This window comes from Photorhabdus sp. RW14-46 (assembly GCF_963887965.1).
Lineage (GTDB): Bacteria > Pseudomonadota > Gammaproteobacteria > Enterobacterales > Enterobacteriaceae > Photorhabdus > Photorhabdus laumondii.
This window is the reverse complement of the sequence record NZ_CAWPHH010000015.1, coordinates 1-22112: the sequence shown is the minus strand read 5'-3', so window position 1 is coordinate 22112 and position 22112 is coordinate 1. Positions and strand designations below refer to the sequence as shown.

11 protein-coding genes and 1 pseudogene are annotated in these 22112 nt (G+C 41.4%); 7 read left to right on the top strand and 5 right to left on the bottom strand.

What is annotated here, in order from left to right; genetic code table 11:
- The first annotated feature begins 109 nt into the window (after window positions 1-109).
- The gene (locus AACQ38_RS13555; protein WP_109791726.1) at window positions 110-2416 is read left to right on the top strand and encodes an Orn/Lys/Arg decarboxylase N-terminal domain-containing protein; all 2307 of its coding nucleotides are present in this window, start codon (window positions 110-112) and stop codon (window positions 2414-2416) included.
- Here AACQ38_RS13555 and tadA read toward each other — a convergent pair.
- From tadA to AACQ38_RS13535, 4 genes are all read right to left on the bottom strand, one after another.
- Complete coding sequence (gene tadA, locus AACQ38_RS13550; protein ID WP_339367049.1) at window positions 2405-2926, bottom strand: tRNA adenosine(34) deaminase TadA; 522 nt, start codon at window positions 2924-2926, stop codon at window positions 2405-2407. The genes AACQ38_RS13555 and tadA overlap by 12 nt on opposite strands.
- Before the next feature lie 251 nt (window positions 2927-3177).
- Window positions 3178-3774, bottom strand: a complete 597-nt coding sequence (locus tag AACQ38_RS13545; protein WP_228985164.1) for a gp53-like domain-containing protein — start codon at window positions 3772-3774, stop codon at window positions 3178-3180.
- 401 nt (window positions 3775-4175) lie between these two features.
- Window positions 4176-14771 (bottom strand): MARTX multifunctional-autoprocessing repeats-in-toxin holotoxin RtxA, encoded by a 10596-nt coding sequence (gene rtxA, locus AACQ38_RS13540; protein WP_165578344.1) that lies wholly within the window; start codon window positions 14769-14771, stop codon window positions 4176-4178.
- A gap of 281 nt (window positions 14772-15052) precedes the next feature.
- Window positions 15053-15181 carry a hypothetical protein gene (locus tag AACQ38_RS13535; RefSeq protein ID WP_278249247.1) on the bottom strand — a complete coding sequence of 43 codons (129 nt, stop codon included), beginning with the start codon at window positions 15179-15181 and terminating at the stop codon, window positions 15053-15055.
- Between the two features lie 866 nt (window positions 15182-16047).
- Between AACQ38_RS13535 and AACQ38_RS13530 the strand changes: the two genes are divergently transcribed.
- The 3 genes and pseudogenes from AACQ38_RS13530 (at window position 16048) to AACQ38_RS13520 (ending at window position 17830) form a co-directional block, all read left to right on the top strand.
- A complete protein-coding gene (locus AACQ38_RS13530; protein ID WP_011147514.1) occupies window positions 16048-16449 on the top strand; it encodes a hypothetical protein in 402 nt (133 codons plus the stop codon).
- 308 nt (window positions 16450-16757) lie between these two features.
- A pseudogene (locus tag AACQ38_RS13525) lies at window positions 16758-17234 on the top strand (phage tail protein); the annotation flags it as partial.
- Window positions 17231-17830, top strand: coding sequence for a tail fiber assembly protein (locus AACQ38_RS13520; RefSeq protein ID WP_165578343.1), 600 nt, complete (start codon window positions 17231-17233; stop codon window positions 17828-17830). The pseudogene AACQ38_RS13525 and the gene AACQ38_RS13520, both read left to right, overlap by 4 nt.
- 168 nt (window positions 17831-17998) lie before the next feature.
- Here the strand turns inward: AACQ38_RS13520 and AACQ38_RS13515 are convergent, their stop codons facing one another.
- Complete coding sequence (locus AACQ38_RS13515) at window positions 17999-18193, bottom strand: hypothetical protein (RefSeq protein ID WP_207631861.1); 195 nt, start codon at window positions 18191-18193, stop codon at window positions 17999-18001.
- A gap of 351 nt (window positions 18194-18544) precedes the next feature.
- On the opposite strand from AACQ38_RS13515, the gene AACQ38_RS13510 reads away from it, so the two are divergent.
- From AACQ38_RS13510 to AACQ38_RS13500, 3 genes are all read left to right on the top strand, one after another.
- Window positions 18545-19264, top strand: coding sequence for a gp53-like domain-containing protein (locus AACQ38_RS13510; RefSeq protein WP_165578341.1), 720 nt, complete (start codon window positions 18545-18547; stop codon window positions 19262-19264).
- Between the two features lie 155 nt (window positions 19265-19419).
- Window positions 19420-20691 carry a phage tail protein gene (locus tag AACQ38_RS13505; protein WP_011147518.1) on the top strand — a complete coding sequence of 424 codons (1272 nt, stop codon included), beginning with the start codon at window positions 19420-19422 and terminating at the stop codon, window positions 20689-20691.
- Between the two features lie 446 nt (window positions 20692-21137).
- Window positions 21138-21965, top strand: coding sequence for a phage tail protein (locus AACQ38_RS13500; protein WP_165578378.1), 828 nt, complete (start codon window positions 21138-21140; stop codon window positions 21963-21965).
- Window positions 21966-22112 lie beyond the last annotated feature (147 nt).

Genomic DNA, 22112 nt, shown 5'->3' with positions numbered 1-22112 from the left:
AAGGAGTCAATTACAGCCATTATATATCCTCAGTTATATTATGTTTGACAACTAATTCAGCTAACCATACTAAATTCATCGGGACACTATCTCTCTCAAAGGATAAATCATGATTAATTTAGACATTAACGAACAAAACAAAATTATGGTCGTCAGCAGCCATGTATTTAGACCGACGACGGCGAATGGTCGTGCCTTTACCGAGTTAATAGAAGCATTAAAAAAGAACAATTTCGCTGTTATCCTGGCGGCTACATTCCAAGATGGCATAGCTACCGTTTCTTCTGATTCCTCACTATGCTGTATTTTTGTTGATTGGACTTCAGGAGATAATAACTATGAATCTCATAAACAAGTGTTAGAATTACTGAAAGAGATACGCAAACACAATACAACCATTCCGGTATTGTTGACCGCGGAATATTCCAGCATCGACACACTGACACTTGAAGTCATGGGATTGGCAGATGAATTTGTCTGGATGCTTGAAGACACGGCTGGATTTATCGCCTCTCGCGCCAGTTCGCTAATTAAGAAATATTATGCGCAATTATTACCGCCTTTCACTCGTGCATTACTGCAATACACTCAAGAATCACCAGAATATTCCTGGACTGCTCCTGGACATCAAGGCGGTGTTGCACTGACTAAGACAGCGGCAGGAAGAGAATTAATTAATTTCTTTGGGGAAAATTTATTCCGAAGTGATATTGGAATAGAAAGAAAAATACTTGGCTCACTGCTAGATCATACAGGTGCGATTAAAGAATCAGAAGAATATGCCGCAACGATTTTTGGTGCCCATCAAAGCTATTGCGTGCTTAACGGCACTTCGGGTTCTAACCGTATTATCATGGGTGCCGTTATTGGTGAGAAAGAGATTATTATATGCGATCGCAATTGCCATAAATCGATTGGACAAGGTTTAATAATGACTGGGGCTTTGCCCGTATATCTTATTCCTCAACGCAACCGCTATGGTATTATTGGCCCCATTCCCAGAGATCAATTTCAACCAGAATATATCCAACAACTCATTGATCAACACCCATTAAAAGCGATCGCAATAGACAATAAGCCTGTTTATGCGGTCATCACCAACTGTACTTATGATGGAATATGTTATCACGCAGAACAAGCACAAGATTTACTAGCAAAAAGTGTTGATCAAATTCATTTTGATGAAGCCTGGTTTGCTTATGCGCGTTTTAATCCTATGTATAAACATCGTTACTCAATGCGTGATGACCCAAATGATTTTGACAATAATGGCCCGACAATATTTGCCACTCAATCCACGCATAAGATGTTAGCAGCGCTATCACAATCATCCTATATCCATATCCGCAATGGCAAAAAACCCGTTGAACATTCCCGTTTCAACGAGTCTTATATGATGCACTCCACAACTTCACCGCTATATTCGCTTATCGCCACTAATGAAATTGCAGCGGCCATGATGGATGGCCCACAGGGGCAAAGACTGATACAAAACGCTATCAATGAAGCCGTAGACTTCCGTCTGACATTAGCAAAAACCCATCATCAATTTAAACAAAAAGATGATTGGTTTTTCTTACCCTGGAATGCCAGAGAGATTATTAGCGCAGATAGCGGTAAATTAATTCCCTTCCATGAAGCAAACAGAGAACAATTAGCAACGGATCCTTCCTGTTGGGTATTAAAAGAGGGAGAAAAATGGCATGGATTTACCAATCTATCAGCAGAATGGTGCCTGCTAGATCCAACAAAAGTTGGTATTTTATGCCCAGGAATGAATGATAATGATGAATTGCTGGAAAATGGTATTCCAGCCGAAATTCTTTCCGCTTATCTCAGCCAGCATGACATTGTGCCGGCGCGTACCACCGATTTTATTGTTCTTTGCCTGTTTTCTATCGGCGTCACCAAAGGTAAATGGGGAACATTAATCAATGTATTGTTGAATTTCAAGAAACACTATGACGCTAATACTTCACTTAAACAATGTTTGCCAAAACTCGCGAAGCAATACCCTGAATATTATGAAAACATGGGGCTCAAAGATATTTCGGATAAAATATTTGGGTATATAAAAGAATATGAAATGGATATTGAGCAAAAGAAATCATTTAGCCAATTACCTGAGATAGTGAAACTCCCCCGACAAGCACACCTTGATCATATGGCAGGCCGTACTGAACATTTACCACTTAATGAACTCGCTGGGCGCATATCGGCTGTAAGTGTCATTCCTTATCCACCAGGTATACCAATAATCCTACCGGGAGAACGTTTTGGTGATGAACATGCCCCCCGGTTACAATATATTCGCCAACTCGGTGAATGGAATAACAAGTTCCCCGGCTTTGAAAAAATCCTGGAAGGCGCAGAGATGATAAACGGCGAGTACCATATATGGGTACTAAAAGAGTGAATCTTGATTTTCTTCCTGCTGTTTTCTGGCGGCTTTTAATGCTTTATGTTGCTGCCGACGTTGTTTGAAAAAAGCACTCAACATCGTCGAACATTCCTCAGCAAGCACACCACTGGTAATATCAATTTGATGATTCATGCCAGGATGGCGCAATATATCAACCAAAGAACCTACGGCGCCAGTTTTCATATCGCTGGCGCCATAAACCAGCCGCTGTATTCGGCTATGTATCATAGCACCAGCGCACATAGTGCAAGGTTCGAGGGTGACGTATAAGGTGGTATTTATCAAACGATAATTTCGTAACTGCTCTCCCCCTTTGCGTAACACAATAATTTCAGCATGAGCGGTGGGATCATGCGCGATAATAGACTGATTCCAACCTTCCGAGATGATTTTATTATCAGCAACCAATATAGCACCAACAGGTATTTCCCCCTGCTCCCACGCCTTTATTGCTCGTTCGATGGCCTGCTGCATCCAATACTCGTCACTATAGATTTCAATCACTGCGGTATCTCATTTGATTACATCAGGGACAATTATAACGATTTATTTTACCTGTTTTCCAGATATATTTTCTTATTAATCCATTGGGAATAGATACCCGAGATCATTTTATATATTTCTTGCTACTAAAATATCCAAAAAATTAACAACCGAATATATAATACAACTCTATTTTATGACATTATTATATTTCCTTTTAATGAATAATAAGCCGAAACAAGTTCGGCTTATTATTCATTTTGAAATACTAATTAAAACCCGATTGCAAAATAATCTCCATATACATAAGTATCACCAGCAGATAACTTGATTTCAGTCCCATAAGCATTAATCGTTCGCGCTGCAACCCAAGAGTTAAAAGTATTCAATGTCCCGTTAGGTGCGGCTGACATCGGAAATATCCAATCACCAACAGGTGACATAAAAACCTTCAGACAACCCTGCTTAAAAGGCGTTGGTAAAATAACTTTGTTTATCGCTAATGGAGTAAAATTATGTCTTCCCCATTGAAGTATTAATCCACCCGGCAGTTGTTGATAACCATTAAGTGATAAACTACCGGGGAAATTTTTGTTCGCATGACACTCTAATGAATCAGTAAAAGTCTTATTAAGGGTTGCCAAATCACCATTATCTAAGACATCCTTTCCACACTGAGTGGACATAAAATTAGCCACAACAGAGGCTATTGTCGATGACTGGCGTAGTGCCTTATTTAATAAGTGAGTGGGAACATTATCTGGTGGAAACCCAGAATACAAACTCAAACTTTCTTCGTATCTTTCTTGGCTGACTACATTCGCATTACTACTAGTAGAAAAAGCCTTAAAATCATTTTTATTACTCATTTACCCTCCTCACAAAAAAACAATAGATTTCATTTGCTAAAAATTTATTTAAATAGAAAATTTCAAATACAAAGATAACATCAATGTAAAAACAAGCAATAAACTTATTTTAATCATTATGTTATTAAAGAAAATATAACAAAATAAACCGACTCTACCTCAGCAATAATAGCATTACATATATCCACAAAAAAATCCCAATACGTTATCTAAATAAATAATTCATGACAATAATCAGAAATATTATTACTTCTTGTATTCTTATAATAAATTCAACATTAACAAATAAAACTCAGAAATAGTACCCACTAAAACTTCACAAAAAAACAAAAAATAGCCCACATTTCTGTGAGCTATTTTTATTTCTACGACAATTATTCTGCTGATTTACAGAGAGCTAATTAGGCAAATTTTCCCTTGCCAAGAGTTACATCGGCCCATGCCGTGGCAACAGCAGCTCTCGCCTTACTGCCCAGACTCTCAATAAAACCATTATCGCCCACTGTCGGGGAAAAACTACTCATTGCCTGAATCAATGAATCAACCGCATTGTCAGAAAGTGCCGTAAATTCATACTCGCCCGATTTGTCTTTATCCCCCATCTGCGTCACTAATTTGGCACGATGACCATTAAAGTAATCATTAAAGGTAACTGAACCCACCGATTCAAAGATCTCCTGAGCAGTGTTGTCCTGAGTATGACGGTTCACTGACAGCACCAAATCATATCCACTGCGCTGGAACCATAAGTCTTTCCAGTCAACACCATTAAACAAGATCATATCTTCTGCGTTGATATCGTTAACCCGGTTATCAATCACTTCTGCGCTGACCACAAAGCTATCGACACCGGCTCCACCCTGGAAGCTGTTCTGATAACCGCCCAGCACTAACAAATCCTGTCCATCACCGCCATTAAACTGGCTGAACTTCGAAATCGCAGCGGCTATTAAGTGATCATCACCTTCTCCACCATTAATTACCGCGTGGTAGCCCATCAGCTTAATCGTATCATTGCCGGAATAACCATCGATCCGGTTGTCATTGCCAAATACTCTGGCAAAGTCATCGCCTTCACCTAAATCAACCCGGTTGTTATTACCGATGGTCACCGCGTAGTCCTGACCTGCCCCAGTATCCACCCGGTTATAGTTACCGGAAGTCACGACGTAATCCTGCCCATTACCCGCATCAATAAGGCCGCCTTCACCAAAGACAAACGTCTGGTCATTACCTTCGCCCATAAAGACATGGTTAATACGTCCGGCTACCACGGCGGTATCATCACCATCGCCGCCAAACATCCAGTTTTCGCGCCCCATGAGAACGCCCATATCATTGCCTTCACCACCCGTAAAGATATTGGATGTTCCTAGTGAGTAATAAACATCATCACCGCGACCACCCCAGAAGTTGTTGTTATCGCCCAAATAGGCACCGAGATCTTTACCGTCACCACCCCAGTTGAAGTTATAATTTCCCAACGACACATTAATATCGCCATCTCCTTGCAGATGACCACTGTTACGCAGGAAATCAAAGGTTTTTTGCTTCATATTGAGCAGATCTGCGGTTAGATTCTCTTTCAAATTGGTCACTAATGATTGCATCTCTGCTTGTTTATCTTTGCTAAACATCGTTGCAAACAGGTTAGGCAAATTCAGCGAATTAAAGCCAAATGCACGTTCTGCTTTGTTATTCGCTTGAGCGCTATCTCCGTTGGTGCTAACCACCGCGCCTTGTTCCTGATTTTTATCGGGCGCTTTCTCTTTCAAACCATGACTTTCCGCAAATGTCCTGACCCCATCTTCTCCCGCTTTGATGCCGGCCTCCAAACTATCCAGCAATTTCCCCGGGTTGGTGAAGGCTGCCAGTTGATCACCGCTAAATTCCTTTATCACTTCCAGCATCTCTTTTAGCATCGCCTCGCCATCAACAGGCTTACCCGTGCGGGAAACAATACGTCCATCCGCGGTGTAATCCACACCAAAAATATCCGCCAAAGTGGTATCCGCCCCCACCTCCGATAATCGGCCAAGCAGCTTATTCTGAAGCTGACGCGGTAAATCCTGCGGGGTATAGGTGAAGGTTGTTTTCGCCATACCCGTTGCCGAGTATTGCTGGGTCATCAGACCAAACAGTGAACCCAGATTGGTATCCAAAATTGACTGAATATTGTCACCGAACGTAAAGTTCCAGTTGCCGGTCGTCACCTGAATATCAGCGCCACGCCCGCCAACAGCAAAGTTGAAGGCCAGCTTCTGATTAGCCTGACGGAATTTATCTGCCCGGCTCATTTTGCCCATTTCAATGCTATTGCCATTTTCACCTAACCACTGATTAAATTTCTTATTCAGTGCTGATTCGGCGTCATTCTGCAAACCACGGCTGCTACGTTCATGTTGTGAGTCCAAATCAAGCAACGTTTTGTAATCCACGCTACTGGTTTGGTCTAAACCAGACATATCACGCACAAACTTCCTCGCTCCGGCAATTGTCCATTGCTGATCTTGTGCCGCTAACCAATCCTGCGTTTCACCGGAACGAGCAATACCTTTCAATACCTCAGCAATACGGGCAGTATCATCAAATGGATTGACCAACGGTGGCGTTGGGATGGATTTATCCATCATCACAATCAAGTCATTACTGCGTCCTTGATTGAAACTGACATTACGGTTACCAATAAACATCTGCGCCCCTTCAAGCGCCTGATAGCCGCCTATATCAACGCTATGTTTGCTATCACCATGACCAATGTGAACCATCACATTGTTGTCACCGAAAGCCAGCGATTTAAAACCACCGGTTCCCACTTTAATACCTACGTTCGAGGTTCCCCAATTAAGCGCCGTAAACTCTCCTTCACCGACATCCACTTGGATATTACCGGAGTAACTGAGCTGACGATGCGAGTTATCGCTGGTATTAACCTTTTCACGCTTTTGTGGCTTAATGAAAATTTCTGTGTTATCCGCAATTTCCCCTTTGGTAACCGAATCAGCCTGCGTATACCCGACTTTAGCGAAGTCGATATCGCTTTCAGCAATACCACGACGAACCTGTTCGGTATGCGTTATCAGTTTATTCTCCGCATTCAAACTCAATACAATTTTGTTATCAGGCGAGTTGTTAACCCATTGGTTATTTTCGTCACGGGTAAATTTACGGCCTGTTGCGTCAACCGCAACTTCGCTACTACGGGCTGACACATCACTGCGAATGCCTTGTTTATCCAATTCAGTAATAAAGCGACGCGCAAAGCCATCCCGTTTATCATCACTAATCAGTGAACAACCCACCAAACTGATGTGATCGGGTTTGTTGATGGCCTGTTTGCCCAGCTTAGCCGCCTGATAAAACTGATTTAGTTTCGTCGCCAATTCATCAGCGCTGTAACCACTCAGACGAATGTTATTCTGCTCTGACGTATCACGACCATGACCGACAACCTGCCAACGTAATTTATTTGATAATTTAGCCAGATCGCCATAAACAACACGATATTTACCGTTGGCGTCGAGTTGAATAACCACGCTGGAATCCGGGTGTTTACCCGCCAGATTAGCGGCTGCTCTGGCAGCTATCGGGTCATCTTCCATCTGAAGAATAATCTGACCATCAAAACGGGTTTCACGACCATCAGTCTGCGGCGTTACATCCACCTTTTGCCAGCCATCAACGGGCTTTTTCAGATGACTATCGCCGATAATCGTCGGTTCTACCCCTTTATTTGTGCCAGATAACCCCTCTAAGTCTTCCACCGCAGGGCGGCTTTGTGGTTTTACTACCGCATACTTCTGATAAAACTCTTGAGTTTCTTTAAACGCATTATCCAGCGCCTGATTTACCCACACCTTACCCGATTCCCCAGCAATATCCGCCAGATCCTGATAATTAGCCGTGTAGCTGTTCAGTATCTGTTTACGTTTTATCTCATCAGTTGCTTGTAGTGCCCGATAAACCACCAGACTTTCGTTGACAGAGTGACCACCATCAAATACCAAAAACGACAGCGTATTGAGATAGCTCTGCCCGGTTGAGAAGTCGGGTTGCTTGCTGGCAATATAGTCATTGAGGTGAACCATGATATTGGTCGAGCCAGACGCGCCAGTTACCACAGACTGGCCTCGCTCCAATGCATTACTCTCAAATGCCGTTTCCCGCCCGGGAGTCAAGATCCGACCTGCCGCGACCTTTCTACCATACAAAAAGTCGTCATGTTTATTATTCGCAGGTTGGTAGGGCAACGCCGTGCCATAATCATTGGTCTGCTTTTCCGTAATTTTTACTTTGTACTTAACATCCTCCGCATTCGTCCCGGCAGTCAGTTCAGTACTGGTTGAACGAGCTTTGGTGATCACGTTCAGATAGAAAGAATCCCCTTTTCTCTTCCAGTCAGCAACATCCATCCCCATTCCCGATGTAGTCGCCATTTTTACCGCCAGAAACGGCACCTTAATCACAGAAAAACCATCATCAACCTTGGTCATCATGGTCTTGAAATTAGCAAAAGTCGGATCGTCCAAGAATGTTGTCACCTCAGGTACCCGGCTGAACCAAGGGCGAAAATCCTTATCAATAGCCTCGGCAAAAGATTTCATCTTTTTATCAATTGCCCCGTTACGTTTCTCGCCTTCAGGATAAAGATCACCTATCCACCGCTCAAAATCTTCTACCAAGAAGTTACCTGTTCGTTCAGCGGTATTTTTCGCCTCTGGTGAAGCCGTTTTCACCAGTTCATAAGCCAGTTCAGAATCAAAATGGCGGCCAAACAGGTTATCAATATATTGTCCAGTGGCCTTCTCTTTATTAGCATCAGTCAATAGCTGTTGAGCCAGCGTGTGCAATTCAGGATATGTTTGCAACTGGGCAACAGCATCCTTAAATAATTCTTTGGTTTTTTCATTTGTCACTTGCCCGGTAAGCCAAAGTTTTCTGGCACGTTCAATCAGCGGCTTACCTTCTGGGATAGCTTCTTGTTGTAATCGGCTGACGAAAACGATAAGGCTTTCGTTTTCGGTCTTAGGTGCTTCCCGCTCTGCTACAGAGTTAGTCTGGGTTAATGGCTTAATTTGCAAATCAGTGAGACGATTAATTTCGCTTTGTGCAATATCGCCTTTCAGGCCCACCACACGGCCAATCCCATCGAACGATACCTGCTGTCCAAACTGCGTAACCTGCTCAGGTGCCACAGCGATCCCCAAAATCCCGGCTGACTCAGCTCTCTGGGCCTGAATGTGAGCAACCAGCTCACCCATCTCAAAACGTAAGCTTTTCACCAGTTTGCTACGTTGAGTGAATTCCTTGGGATCATGCTGCTGCCAATGCGCCAATGTTTGTTCAAGCTGCAATACATGCTGTTCATCGGGCTGCTCAACGGTACGGTTAAAAGCCTCACGCACGGCCACCAGCGCCTTACTAGGCAAATCGGTATTTATCGAACCAAGACGCCTTTTAGTCGAATCAATAAACCGCTTGTTATCCTTCTTCAGTAAGATAAGTTCTAGTTTTTTAAGTACAGAAGAATGAGATCTAGGGTTATTTCCCCCTAATCCTTGCAGATCAATACCTGAAATCGTCGGCGCTTTTCTGATTAATTCTCTGGATTTATTTAAAGTTGATTTCACCGCGCCATCGGATGATGTTTCGGTAAACATTGACATGATCGAAGCACCGGTATTTTCTGAGCGCATCCCTTTATTAAGCTGTAACCGATTGACTGCTTGTTGCGCATTATTCAAAGCAGCCAAATCTTCTGCTGTTAGTGCCAGATCTTCACTGAGCCAACCGTCAGGTTCAGCTTTTGATGCAGGATCGATATGACTCTTCGATTTCTCCACCTCAATCGGTGTATAAGCGTTTCCAGACAAACCGCTGCCCTCTGCCCCAGTGCGATCCGGTTTAGCATTATCAGCCTGTTTCACGCTTTTTGCATTCTTCTGCGCCTGTGTCGTTTTATTTTCCGCCGCTGTACTATCACTTTCACCACGCTGTTTCGCTTTTTCATACGCGGTATTGGAGTCACTCACCGCTTTATCGGCTCGTTGTTTCTGTAATAATGCCTCTTCTTTTCTCTGCTCCGCTTTTTTCTCAGCGTCTACAATATCGTCGTCTGCACTATCTAGATTCTCAGCGCTTTTCGTGAAACCTACTTCTGATTTCTTAATGGCTGTTATTACTGTTTCTCGTTTATCAATAAAGTGCTGCTGTGCATCAGCTAATTTTTTCTGTGCAGTAAGTTTGGCATCATTTAATTTATTCTGGATATTATCCAGATATCCACCAGCAAACCGATTACGCCACTCATCACCTGATTTACCATCATAATTTCCATAGTTATTAAGCACACCCATACCTTGAGTCAGGGAGAATAGTTCTTCCGTGACTCCCCTAGACTCTTCACTTATTGCATCACGCTGCACTTGACCATTGGTATTCAGCGCAGCCTGATTGGTTGATTCTAGTTGGCCTTGTGATTTTGAAATCGTTTTAAGCTGTTTATCTTTCTCTTGTTGCAGACGCTGATGATTTATCTCCGCTTTTTCTTTATCGCTTAACGCATTTTGCGCGGCTTTATTCTGCTTCGCATGTCTGACAACCGCATCAGCGTGTGGTGATGCCTGATCCTGAGCTGAACCAACATTATCTCCAATCTGCAAGTCATTCTGAATAACGTTAATATCAGGCGTTTCTACCGGGGTTATTGCACCACTCAAGTTGTTCGCCAGATCCGAACTCACTTCATCAATTTTATCCATCTGGAAACCATCAATGGCGGAAACTTCGGTTAAATTAATCGCCCCTCTACCTTTATTGACGCCAGAAGTATTTGCCTCATCACCACGAATCAGATAATTAATCGTCTGGCTTCCCTCTACATTGAACACAGTTTGTTTAATATTCTCAAACAGAGAAGAGAGATGACTACTTTGTGTGTTGCTCTCTGCAATAGAAAGACTGTAGAAATCACCATTACCCACCTTAATCGCCACATTATTGCGGGCATAAGAGGCATTGATCCCCAGGCCATCGCCAATATGAATATTGGCATTACCTTTGCCTTTCATGATCGCAACATTGAGACCATTTCCAACTTTGGTATTGACGTTATATTCACCCCACACCGCGTTGACCGAAACTCCGTCACCTACTTTGGTATTCACATTCAAGTCGCCATGTGTCGCAGTGACGCTTAAACCATTCCCTACCGTAGTGGTGATATTGGCTTTACCCTTTGCCGCGGTAACCTGCATACCATCACCGACTTTGGTGACGATATTGCCTTTACTCCACAAGGCATTAAAGCTGTCACCGTTCCCGACCTGAGTCACAATGTTGGCATCAGCTTTAGCAAGTACTACATTATTCCCATCGCCTACCTTAGTAATCACATTAGCTTTGCCCCAAGCGCCGGTATAATCATCACCGTTACCAACATGGGTGATAATGTTAGCATCGCCCTGAACTACCGTGACTTCTCGCATTCCGCCCACTTTGGTAATGATATTCGCTTTACCTTTCGCGAAATTGTAACGATCGCCATTACCAACATGCGTCAGGATATTAGCCTCACCCCAGACGGCGTTAATCCCTGTACCTTCCCCCACTTTAGTGATGATATTGGCTTTACCTTTAGCGAAACCCACGGTTGTGCCATCACCAATGTGTGTCATGATGTTGCCCACATCGGAAATAAGCAGGCCGACCGTCGTCCCACTACCCTCTTTCGTCAGAATATTGCCTTTACCTAATAGCACGGCAGCCGTCGTTGATGCTCCCATATGAGTCACAACGTTAGCCTCGGCCGCTGCCACAACCCCCATAAAACCCTTACCCACTTTGGTGACAATATTGGCTTTACCCAGTGCCAGTACGCCAGTTAAACCGTCGCCATAATGGGTCATGATATTAGCTTCACCAAACATTGCCGCCAGCGTTGTCCCGTCACCCATTTTGGTCATCACGTTCAACTTACCGGCAAGCAAGCCAATGCTGGTGCCATCACCTACATGCGAATAGATATTAGCTTCACCCACCATCAAACCAAGCGCCAAATCATTGCCCGCTTTTGTCAGGATATTGCCCTGCCCGATCATCGCGGCAAAGGTTGAGCCATTACCGACATGGGTCATTACATTGGCCTCACCGATCATTGCTGCCAAGGTCGTCCCATCACCCACTTTGGTAGCGATATTGCCTTTAGCCAACATCAAAGCAACGCTCATCCCATTCCCAACGTGAGTAAACACATTGCCAGCGGCTATCATCAATGCCAGCGCCTTACCATCCCCTACTTTGGTAAAGATATTGCCCAGACCCCCCATCAACGCCCATGCATCACCCTTGCCAACATGGGTAAAGATATTGCCAGCACCAATCATGGCCGCAATTGCGGTTCCATCTCCCACTTTAGTAAAGATGTTACCTGCTGCTCCCATGACCCCTAATGTCTGATCATCTCCTACATGAGTCAGCACATTACCAATCCCAAGCATAATGCCGGTAGTATCACCGTTGCCTACTTTGGTCAGGATATTGGCACCACCCAACATCACCCCCGTCGTGCTTCCATAACCAATGTGAGTCAGAACATTTGCACCACCGCCCATCAGCGCAACAGCATCACCTCTTCCCTTTTTGGTCAGGATATTGGCACCGCCCAGCGCAATTGCTGTGGTGTCTGATATTTCATTATCACCCGAAATATGCGTGATAATGTTGGCTCCCCCGAGCATGCCGGAAACCAGATTATCTCCGCCAAGCTTGGTCAACACATTAGCACCCCCCAAAAGTAACGAAGAAATACTCCCTTTACCTTTTTGGGTCATGACATTAAAACCGCCGGCACCTAACCAATTCGCGCTGCCCTTACCTATTTGGGTATGGGTGTTATATCCCCCCAACATGACGACCCGGCTATCGCCATTACCTTGGTGGATTGAAATATTGCCAATCGCCAAAAGACGAGCCAGATACCGTCCATCACCGACACGCACCAGAACGTTTGCCGCACCACCAGCGTAAACATCCATTTCCCCATTCCGGCTTTGGTGAACAAGGACATTCGCCAAACCTGCACCACGGAATGTCAGATTGCCATCTATGCCACTTTTTTCGATGATATTGGCAGCACCTGCGCCTTCAAAATGCGTATTACCAGATCTCGAACTATGAAGAATGACGTTAGCAATCCCATCACCTTCAAAATTAACATTGCCATTTATTACACTGGATTTAATAAGGTTTCCGCCACCCATACCGCTAAAATTAACGTCACCGGAGCTATCACCGATATTCGAAGATGATTTCACCCATTCCTGAAGACTATCTTCTTCAATATGTTCTAAATGCTCAGAGACACGACGTACAGTATCGACTTGATATTTAAGGTTAGTGAGTGAATATCCCCCTACCTCCATCGAGCTATAACCATTTGCACGTGAAAAATCTTCATTGGCTAAATCTCGGGTATGGTCGCCCGCTTTATACCAGGCACTGGCATAATATTTCAGCTCGCCGGTTTTATCATCATTCTTCAATTCCACCACAACCACTTTGGTATATGACTCGACATATTTGGCATAGACATAAGCATTTGATCGACGATTCGATTTCACCGCCGAAACATCCAATACCGAACCATTAGAATGGATTGAACGCCCATGCATTTTTGCATCAATCAGCTTGATATCTTCTGCTTTAGCCGTGGTTCCGCTGGCATAAGTCACCCACTGATTTTCTCGCAAATCTTCTTCAACAGTATGCTGAATAGTAACGGGTTGATGATGTTCAAAGATTAAATTAGAAAGACGATAATCACCATCATTGCTTATATCATCATATCCATTCTCTAAAGAGATATTTTCCGTAGCAAGATTTTTGAGTTGATTACCATTTTTACGCCATGAAGTGGCGTAATAACTCAATTTATTGGTTTTAGGATCATTTTTTAGCTGAACTTTGCTGATCTTAGTATATTTTCCGTCAGCAAATGCAAAGAGATAAGTATTAGACTCAGTCGTTGATTTAATGGCAGTCACTTGCTGAGGCTTCTGGGATCCCATCTTCGCCGTTATTAATACAATTTTCTCCGCGCTAGCGTATCCCAAAGCTTTATTATACGAATCGCTATCCTCACCTATTCTTGATATTTCATTGTAACCACCGGAACCGGAGAAACGGATATTACCATGAGCTATATCAGAATAAACTTTGTTATAACCCCCGGCACCTTCAAATTCAATATTACCGCGAGTCTGTCCATATTTATCTTTACTATCTCGCAAACGTTCAATGCGATTTGATGCTCCGGCACCCTGAAAGATAATATGGCCTTCTTTCCCTTTACGAATAATGTGGTTATCAACCCCAGCACCAGTGAACGCAACATTACCGCTTTCCACCCGCGAACTGATGCTATTTGCTGCCCCTCCACCAACAAATATCACATTTCCCTTGCTTCCTTCATAACGGTCATGCCAGGTACGGTCAATTTTATTACCCGCCCCTGCGGCATTAAAGTTTAAATCCCCCTGATGAGTTTCGTGCCATAATCCGTTATAACCACCGATACCTTTAAATGCCACATTACCGGATTGACCTTTACGACTGAGGTTATTGTAAGCGGCAGCCCCAGAAAAATTTAGATTACCGCTGCTTCCTCGGTGATCCATAGAAACACCACCCGCCGCGCCAATAAATGAAATATTGCCATTACCGTTTTTATCAATACTTGCGTAACCCGCGGCACCATGTACCTTCAGATCACCGTCAATATTCACTATTTTTAAATATCCAGCACCACCATCTACGGTCTTATCACCAGAACTGGCATAGATTGTTGCTCCTAGCGAACCAACGGTAATATGATCATTCCCTCCTTTGGCATAAATCTCCCCTCCTACTCCAATAGCAACAATATTATTCCCACCATCATCATCGTAATATTTCCCAGTAAAGAAAAATTCCGCACTACGGTTTGATGATTTCCCCATAAACAATCCCTTAATTAAGTTGAGGTTAAATATACCCGTTATCTTTCAAGCTGCCTCTTTGTTGGCTGCACGCACTCACCCCGGTCACATCGTTATCTATATGCGCCCGGGGATTCGCGCCCTTGCCGTCGCGATACATCTTGAAATCCATTGGGTATGGAAAACTACTGCATCTGACAGATACAACAGTTGCTTTGAAAATCTAATTTCCCGCGGATGATACAAATCCCCCGTCCTTCCCACGGTAAAAAGCCCAATGACAGCAATCAATTAAGCATGTTTTATATAATTTGTTTTAATTCAGGCTGATTGCTGTTTTCAGCCGCTATCTTATTTATCCCATTGTTCTTTTTATACCCGTTATCTTTCAAGCTGCCTCTTTGTTGGCTGCACTCACTCACCCCGGTCACATAATTACCTATGCGCCCGGGGATTCACTTCCTTGCCGTCGCGATACAACTTGAAATCCATAGGGTATATAACCAAAGAAATAAGAGAGAAAATGCTTTTGTTATCACGGGTATCAAAGATGACTTGTTCTAATTTTTTAAACATATTTCTCCCTTAAGAATAAATTTATTCACAAAGACAACACAATATACCGAAAAATAGAAGCATTAATCCCAAAGATATAATGAGCTGATATCTCTATAAATATGGTCAAATGAATAAGCAAAATAAAATAATAGTTCATCTATAAAAATATCATCTAACAATAATAGTCTGATTTTTTTATAAAAATACAGATAAATCCTTAAAGCATAATATTAACAAAAGAAAAACAAAAATATATCATAAATAAAATTTCTTATTTATGGATATAAGAATCTTTCAGTTGCTGTCCAGAGCTAACACCCATCCTTTCATAAAGAAATCTTCATAATCATGATATAACCTCTAATTAAACCGTCGAGATTAATAGTTGTGGTAATATATAGCCGTCATCTTTCAAGTTGCCTCTTTGTTGGCTGCACTCGCTCACCCCGGTCACATAGTTATCTATGCTCCCGGGGATTCACTCCCTTGCCATCGCGATCCATCTTGAAGTTTCTTGGGTATATAATTTTCAGAAATAAGACATTAATAGCTTTGGTATATTTTCAATTATAAAACATTGACTATTTATTACTACCAACTACATATAAGTAGTTAACAACCTAAGTTATAAATCATTCCATTATTCCTTTTCTGAACTAAATTATAAATGAACGGATACTATCTTTACAACAACTCAAGGTATGGTCTATAAATACATAATCTAATTTGAGGAAAGTATATGAGTCCCAAAAATTATTTTAAGGATTTATCTACTAGCAATAATGCTAATGTAGTAAATCAAGAAAAATACGAAAAAATCCTGAGTTTGTATTCTGGATTTCTACCAGATAATGTCCCCACGCATTTATTAAATAAGGTATTACGTCGATCGTCAACAACAGTCTCTGTTGTAGATAATTTTATCATGACACAATCTGGTGATAGTGTTCTCAATGATAGTGATATCGTTAAACTCAACATTCAATTAAATAGAGAGTTAGAACAAAAAATCATAACTAAAATTTCCAATTACGCATTGAAAAAATCACAAAATGTTGCAGATATTCCTAATAAAAATGTACTTGTGAAAAACCGAAGCTTATTGGAAAAGCTAATTCCGGTAGGTGCACCACCTCTTTAGCCGACTGACATACACCAAATAGTGGGTGAAATGTAATGGAGCAATCTTCGATAAAACTTTATATCCAAAATTAGCAGCAGTTTACCCCAGTGGCGGATGACCGATATACCCTAAAGATTTCAAGATGCATCGCGACGGCAAGGGAGTGAATCCCCGGGAGCATAGATAACTATGTGACCGGGGTGAGCGAGTGCAGCCAACAAAGAGGCAACTTGAAAGATAACGAGTATAGGGGTATCAAAGCCACATAACCTAGCGTTTAACTATATGATGAGGGCAGCATAATGAGCACGTTGGTACTTGAAGAAATCCCGGTAGGAATACCACTTCCTTGGCCGACTGACATACCACCAAATGGGTGGGTGAAATGCAATGGAGCGATCTTCGATCAAACTTTATATCCACAATTAGCGCAAGCTTACCCTACTGGCAGATTACCCGATTTACGGGGTGAATTTATCCGGGGCTGGGATGATGGGCGTGGGGTGGATATTGGCCGATATCTATTATCCGGGCAACTAGCAGATATTGCTCCACATAGTCACAGGGTTGTCCGGATGTGGTCCAACTCAAATGGCGGAACCGACGGGGTAGGTTCAGCGGGCCGTATTCTCAATAGTGTCTACCAAAACATTAACTACGGCATTGATCCTCGCGGAATAGGCATCGCTATCGGCATGGGATCTGGTGGTTACGGCTATATGGATAATGCGATTGCTGCTTCAACGGGAACAGAAACACGTCCACGAAATGTGGCATTTAATTACATTGTGAGGATTGCATGATGAATAAGGCTGTACTGGATAAAAATAATATTGCCATCAGTGCCGGAAGTATCGTTGTGTTTAATTACGATGCGATTACGCTGGAATATTTAAACAGTTCTGATGAGTACCTTCCCGTTGGTATCGGCCTTCCTGCCAATTCCTGCATAGACGCGCCACCTAAAGCCCAAGAGGGATATATCGCCTGTCGTTCACCTGATTTAACCGGCTGGCAAATGGTACCAGACTATCGAGGGAGAATAGCTTACAACACCCAAACTGGGGAACAGAAGGAAATCATTAAACCGGGTGAATTACCAGAAACACTGACATTCAAACAACCAAGCACCGATTTTGATAAGTGGGATGGTGAAAAATGGGTAACGGATATTGAAGCTCAAAAAGCCAACCAGATTAAACAGGCAGAACAACAACGTGTCATTCTTCGTCAACAGGCTAATGAAGCTATCACTTTATTACAATATGCCATTGAAACTGAGATGGCCTCAGACGCAGAGAAAGCATTATTGCTTGCCTGGAAGAAGTATGTGGTATTACTGAACCGTGTTGATATTTCAATGGTTTCAGATATTAAGTGGCCACAAATACCAGAATAATAAAATTATCAAGACCGGGCACTATTCTATCCCCGATCTTTTCTCCAGTGATGATAATGACTTTTTTGACCGGTCGATTTCCGATGCTTTTGAAGTATTAATCTGGTCAGGTATAATTTATGATTAACATTGTGGGCTGCATGGCAGCCCTTTTTTCATTTTATTTTTTTAGGAGATAACTTCTCTCCTTATTTGATAGGTATACTCCTCTATATTTATGGAACATAACATATACCCGTCATCTTTCAAGTTGCTTCTTTGTTGGCTGCACTCTCTCACCCCGGTCACATAGTTATCTATGCTCCCGGGGATTCGCTCCCTTGCCGCCGCGATGCATCTTGAAATCCATAGGGTATAAAACAAATATAATAATCTAATCAATAGACAAAACAATAGTATTTTCGTAGTTACCACTTTGACATAATGTATTTTAATAAAACTTGTGGAAATCATTTAAAATTTCCCAAAAGAAATAAGATAAAATAATTTCCATACGTGAAATATAAACGTCTTGAATATACTTTCGATAACAATATGTTAAATAACTTATTGCTATCAGTCATATATAAATAATCAATCGTTTAAGTTATAATAGAATCTTACTCTCCTCTTTTTGGAGTAGACTATAATTAGAATCAACCTCGATAAATTACCTATACTATAACTTAACATGTTAATTATAACAGAACATTATTTTATTTAAGGAAAGTGTATATGAGTCCCAAGAATGATTTTAAAGCGTTTTCTATTAATAATAATGCCAACATAGTGAGTCAACAAGAATACGAAAACAGACAGGATTTAAAAACCGGGTTCCCACCAGAACATATTACTATTCATGTATTAAATAAAGCATTGCGTCAATCATCAACAATAGCCTCTGCCGTCGCTGACTTTATTGCAACACAATCTGGCGATGATGTTCTGGATGATGGGGATATTGTTAAACTAATCGCCCAGCTAAATAGAGCATTAGAACAAAAAATTATAACTAAAATTTCCAACTCTGCATTGGAAAAAGCAAAAAACGGCGCAGATATTCCTGATAAAAATACGTTTATAAAAAACTTAGGTTTAAATGAAGCTGCAAAACGGGAAATAGGAGCTGGCGTTAATCAGGTTCCAGATATGTCGTTTTTCAACGCAAACCTAGGTTCTACCGGCTGGCAAAAACTACCTTCGGGTTTAATTGAAATGTGGGGGTTTGTGCTAGTTCAAGGCTATGGTTCTATGGATGCCGGATATTTAAATAATTTCCCAATCCCCTTTCCGAACGCATGTTTAAATGTTGTGTTAGCTAACGGTGGTTATAACCCTCAAGACTCCGGAATATGTTCAGTACATGTAGTAGATCGGAGTCAGTTCCGATGTTATAGAAGCCCTACTAATCATCCTACGCCTGTTGGCGCGTATTTTAGGGCGATAGGATACTAATTTGATAAAAATAAAATTGTCACGATCATTTAATTAACATAGCAAAAAATCATGATCGATAAAACCATGTATTCAATGCATTAAATAAGGAATCAATTTTACAATAATTCAATATGTTATTTATAAAATTCATTACTTAATCTAAGGAGTATAGTATGAGTCCTAAAAATGATTTTAAGGCTTTTTCTATTAGTATTAATGCTAATGCAGCGAGCCAAGAAAAATATGAAGAAAGTCAGAATTTGAAAACTGGGTTTGCACCCGATGGTATTACCACTAATATATTAAATAAGGCATTACGTCAATCATCTACAATATCCTCAGTAGTCGCTAATTTTATCGCGACACACTCTGGCAATGATGTTCTGGATGATGGAAATATAGATAAACTTACCGCTCAATTAAATCAGGCATTGGAACAGAAAATGGCACCAAAGGTTCCCGATGCCTCATTAACACAGAAAGGTATTGTTCAGCTTACCGATGTAGTTGGTAATAGTCATTCACTCGCTGCAACTCAGAAGCTTGTTTCTGATGTCAATGATAATGCTAACAATAGATTAGCCAAAAACCAAAATGGGGCAGATATTCCCAATAAAAATGAGTTTGTGAAAAATCTCGACTTATTGGAAACCGTCAATCTGGCGAAAAATGCTGTGCCGAATAGTAGGAAAATTAATGGTAAATCGCTGACTGGAGATATCAATTTAGCGGCTGGCGATGTGGGAGCATTTAGGCTCGGATTAACAGGAAAATATTCTGTTGATAACCAAGTCCCGTGGAATGTAGATTCAGGATCATATGACTTACTGCATGCGAAATTTAGTGATCATGTTGTGCACTTCTATAATGGCGCTGGGAATTGTCCGGCTTTTCAGTTGAAAGTGCATTATAAAAACGGGGGTATTGCTTATCGCTCAGCTCGTGATAATTATGGATTTGAAGAAGATTGGACTAGCATTTATACAACCAAAAACAAACCTACTGTAAATGAACTTGGCTTATCAGAAACCGTGACATTGGCAAAAAATGCGGTTCCTAATAACAGGAAAATTAACGGCAAAGCGCTGATTGAAGACATCAATCTGGAAGCCAGAGATGTGGGGGCATATTCACGTTCAGAATCCGACGAACGATATCAAAAGAAAGGCCCTAATCAGGGATGGCGAAAAATAGGAAGGAGTGGAGATAGTGGAAGTAGCATATTACTGAGTCAGGACATACGAGGAAGATGTATATATTTACGTACTGGTAGCCCAGGTATATTTTTACCTTTACAAATGCCTCCGATCGATAATATTTTGGTTGGCACTGGATATGGATCAAAAGGATGGCTCGTTGTGCATTCATCAGACGGAGGAGTGAGGCTATCTATAGTAAACAAAGAGGATTGCCCTGATATTACAGAAATTTATATTGCTGATTAAAACCATGGGCTGCATAGCAGCCCTTTTCCCATTTTATTTTTTTAACAGATAATTCATGCCATCATTTGATAAAAATATTCCCTTATATTTATGAAACATACATAAAAAATAAAAACATTTTGGATATACTTTCGATTACAAGACATTAAACGATTTATTATCATCAGCCATACACAATTAATTAATCAATTGATTAATAATGAAATCTTATTATTCCATTTTTGGCGTAGACTATGCTTGAAATTAATCTCGATAAATTACCTATACTATAACTCAATATGTTAATTACAAAACAATATTATACCCTATGGATTTCGAGATGCATCGCGACGGCAAGGGAACGAATCCCCGGGAGCATAGATAACTATGTGACCGGGGTGAGAGAGTGCAGCCAACAAAGAGGCAACTTGAAAGATAACGGGTATATTTACTTAAGGAATATATGTATGAATCATAAGAATGATTTTAAAGCGTTTTCTATTAGCAATAATGCGAATGTAGTCAGTCAAGAAAGATACGAAGAAAGTCAGAGTTTGTATTCTGGGTTTCCACCAGATAATGTTCCCACTCACTTATTAAATAAGGCATTGCGTCAATCGTCCACAATAGCCTCTGTTGTAGCTGATTTTATTGCGACAGAATCTAGCAGTGATGTTTTGGATGACGGTAATACAACCAAACTTACTACACAATTAAATAAAGCACTAGACCAAAAACTTACAAAGAAAATTCCCGATGCCTCATTAACACAGAAAGGTATTGTTCAGCTTACAAATGTAGTTGGCAATAGCAATACACTGGCCGCAACTCAGAAGCTGGTCTCCGATATAAATGATAACGCCAATAACAGACTAGAAAAAACGCAAAACGGCTCAGATATCCCCAATAAAAATGCGTTTGTGAAAAACTTAGGGTTAAATGAAGCGGCAAAACGTGCAGTGGGAACTGGAGTTAATCAAATCCCAGATATGTCATTCTTCACCGCAAACTTGGTTCAGAATGGTTGGCAAAAATTACCCTCAGGTTTAATTGAAATGTGGGGAATAGCACTAGTTTCTCTCGGTGGAAATCCTAATGGCGGATATATTAATAACTTTCCAATACCATTCCCAAATAAATGTTTTAGCATCACGTTAACTCACAATGATTGGGACCCCGGATCAGCAGGAATATTTGGTGCATCCGTATTAAATCAGAGTCAGTTCAAATGTTATAGAAGTTCTACCCCTTATACACCTAATGTTTATACCTATTTTAGGGCAATAGGATATTAATTAAAAAATTAATTTATCATGGCGGATTCGACTAATAAGTGCAATTTTTCAGAAGGGCGGTCAGTTGCTATAGTAGGCATCTTTCTCGCCAAAGGAAAATGCACTATGGCCTATACACAACTGACCGAAACAGAAAGATACCAGATT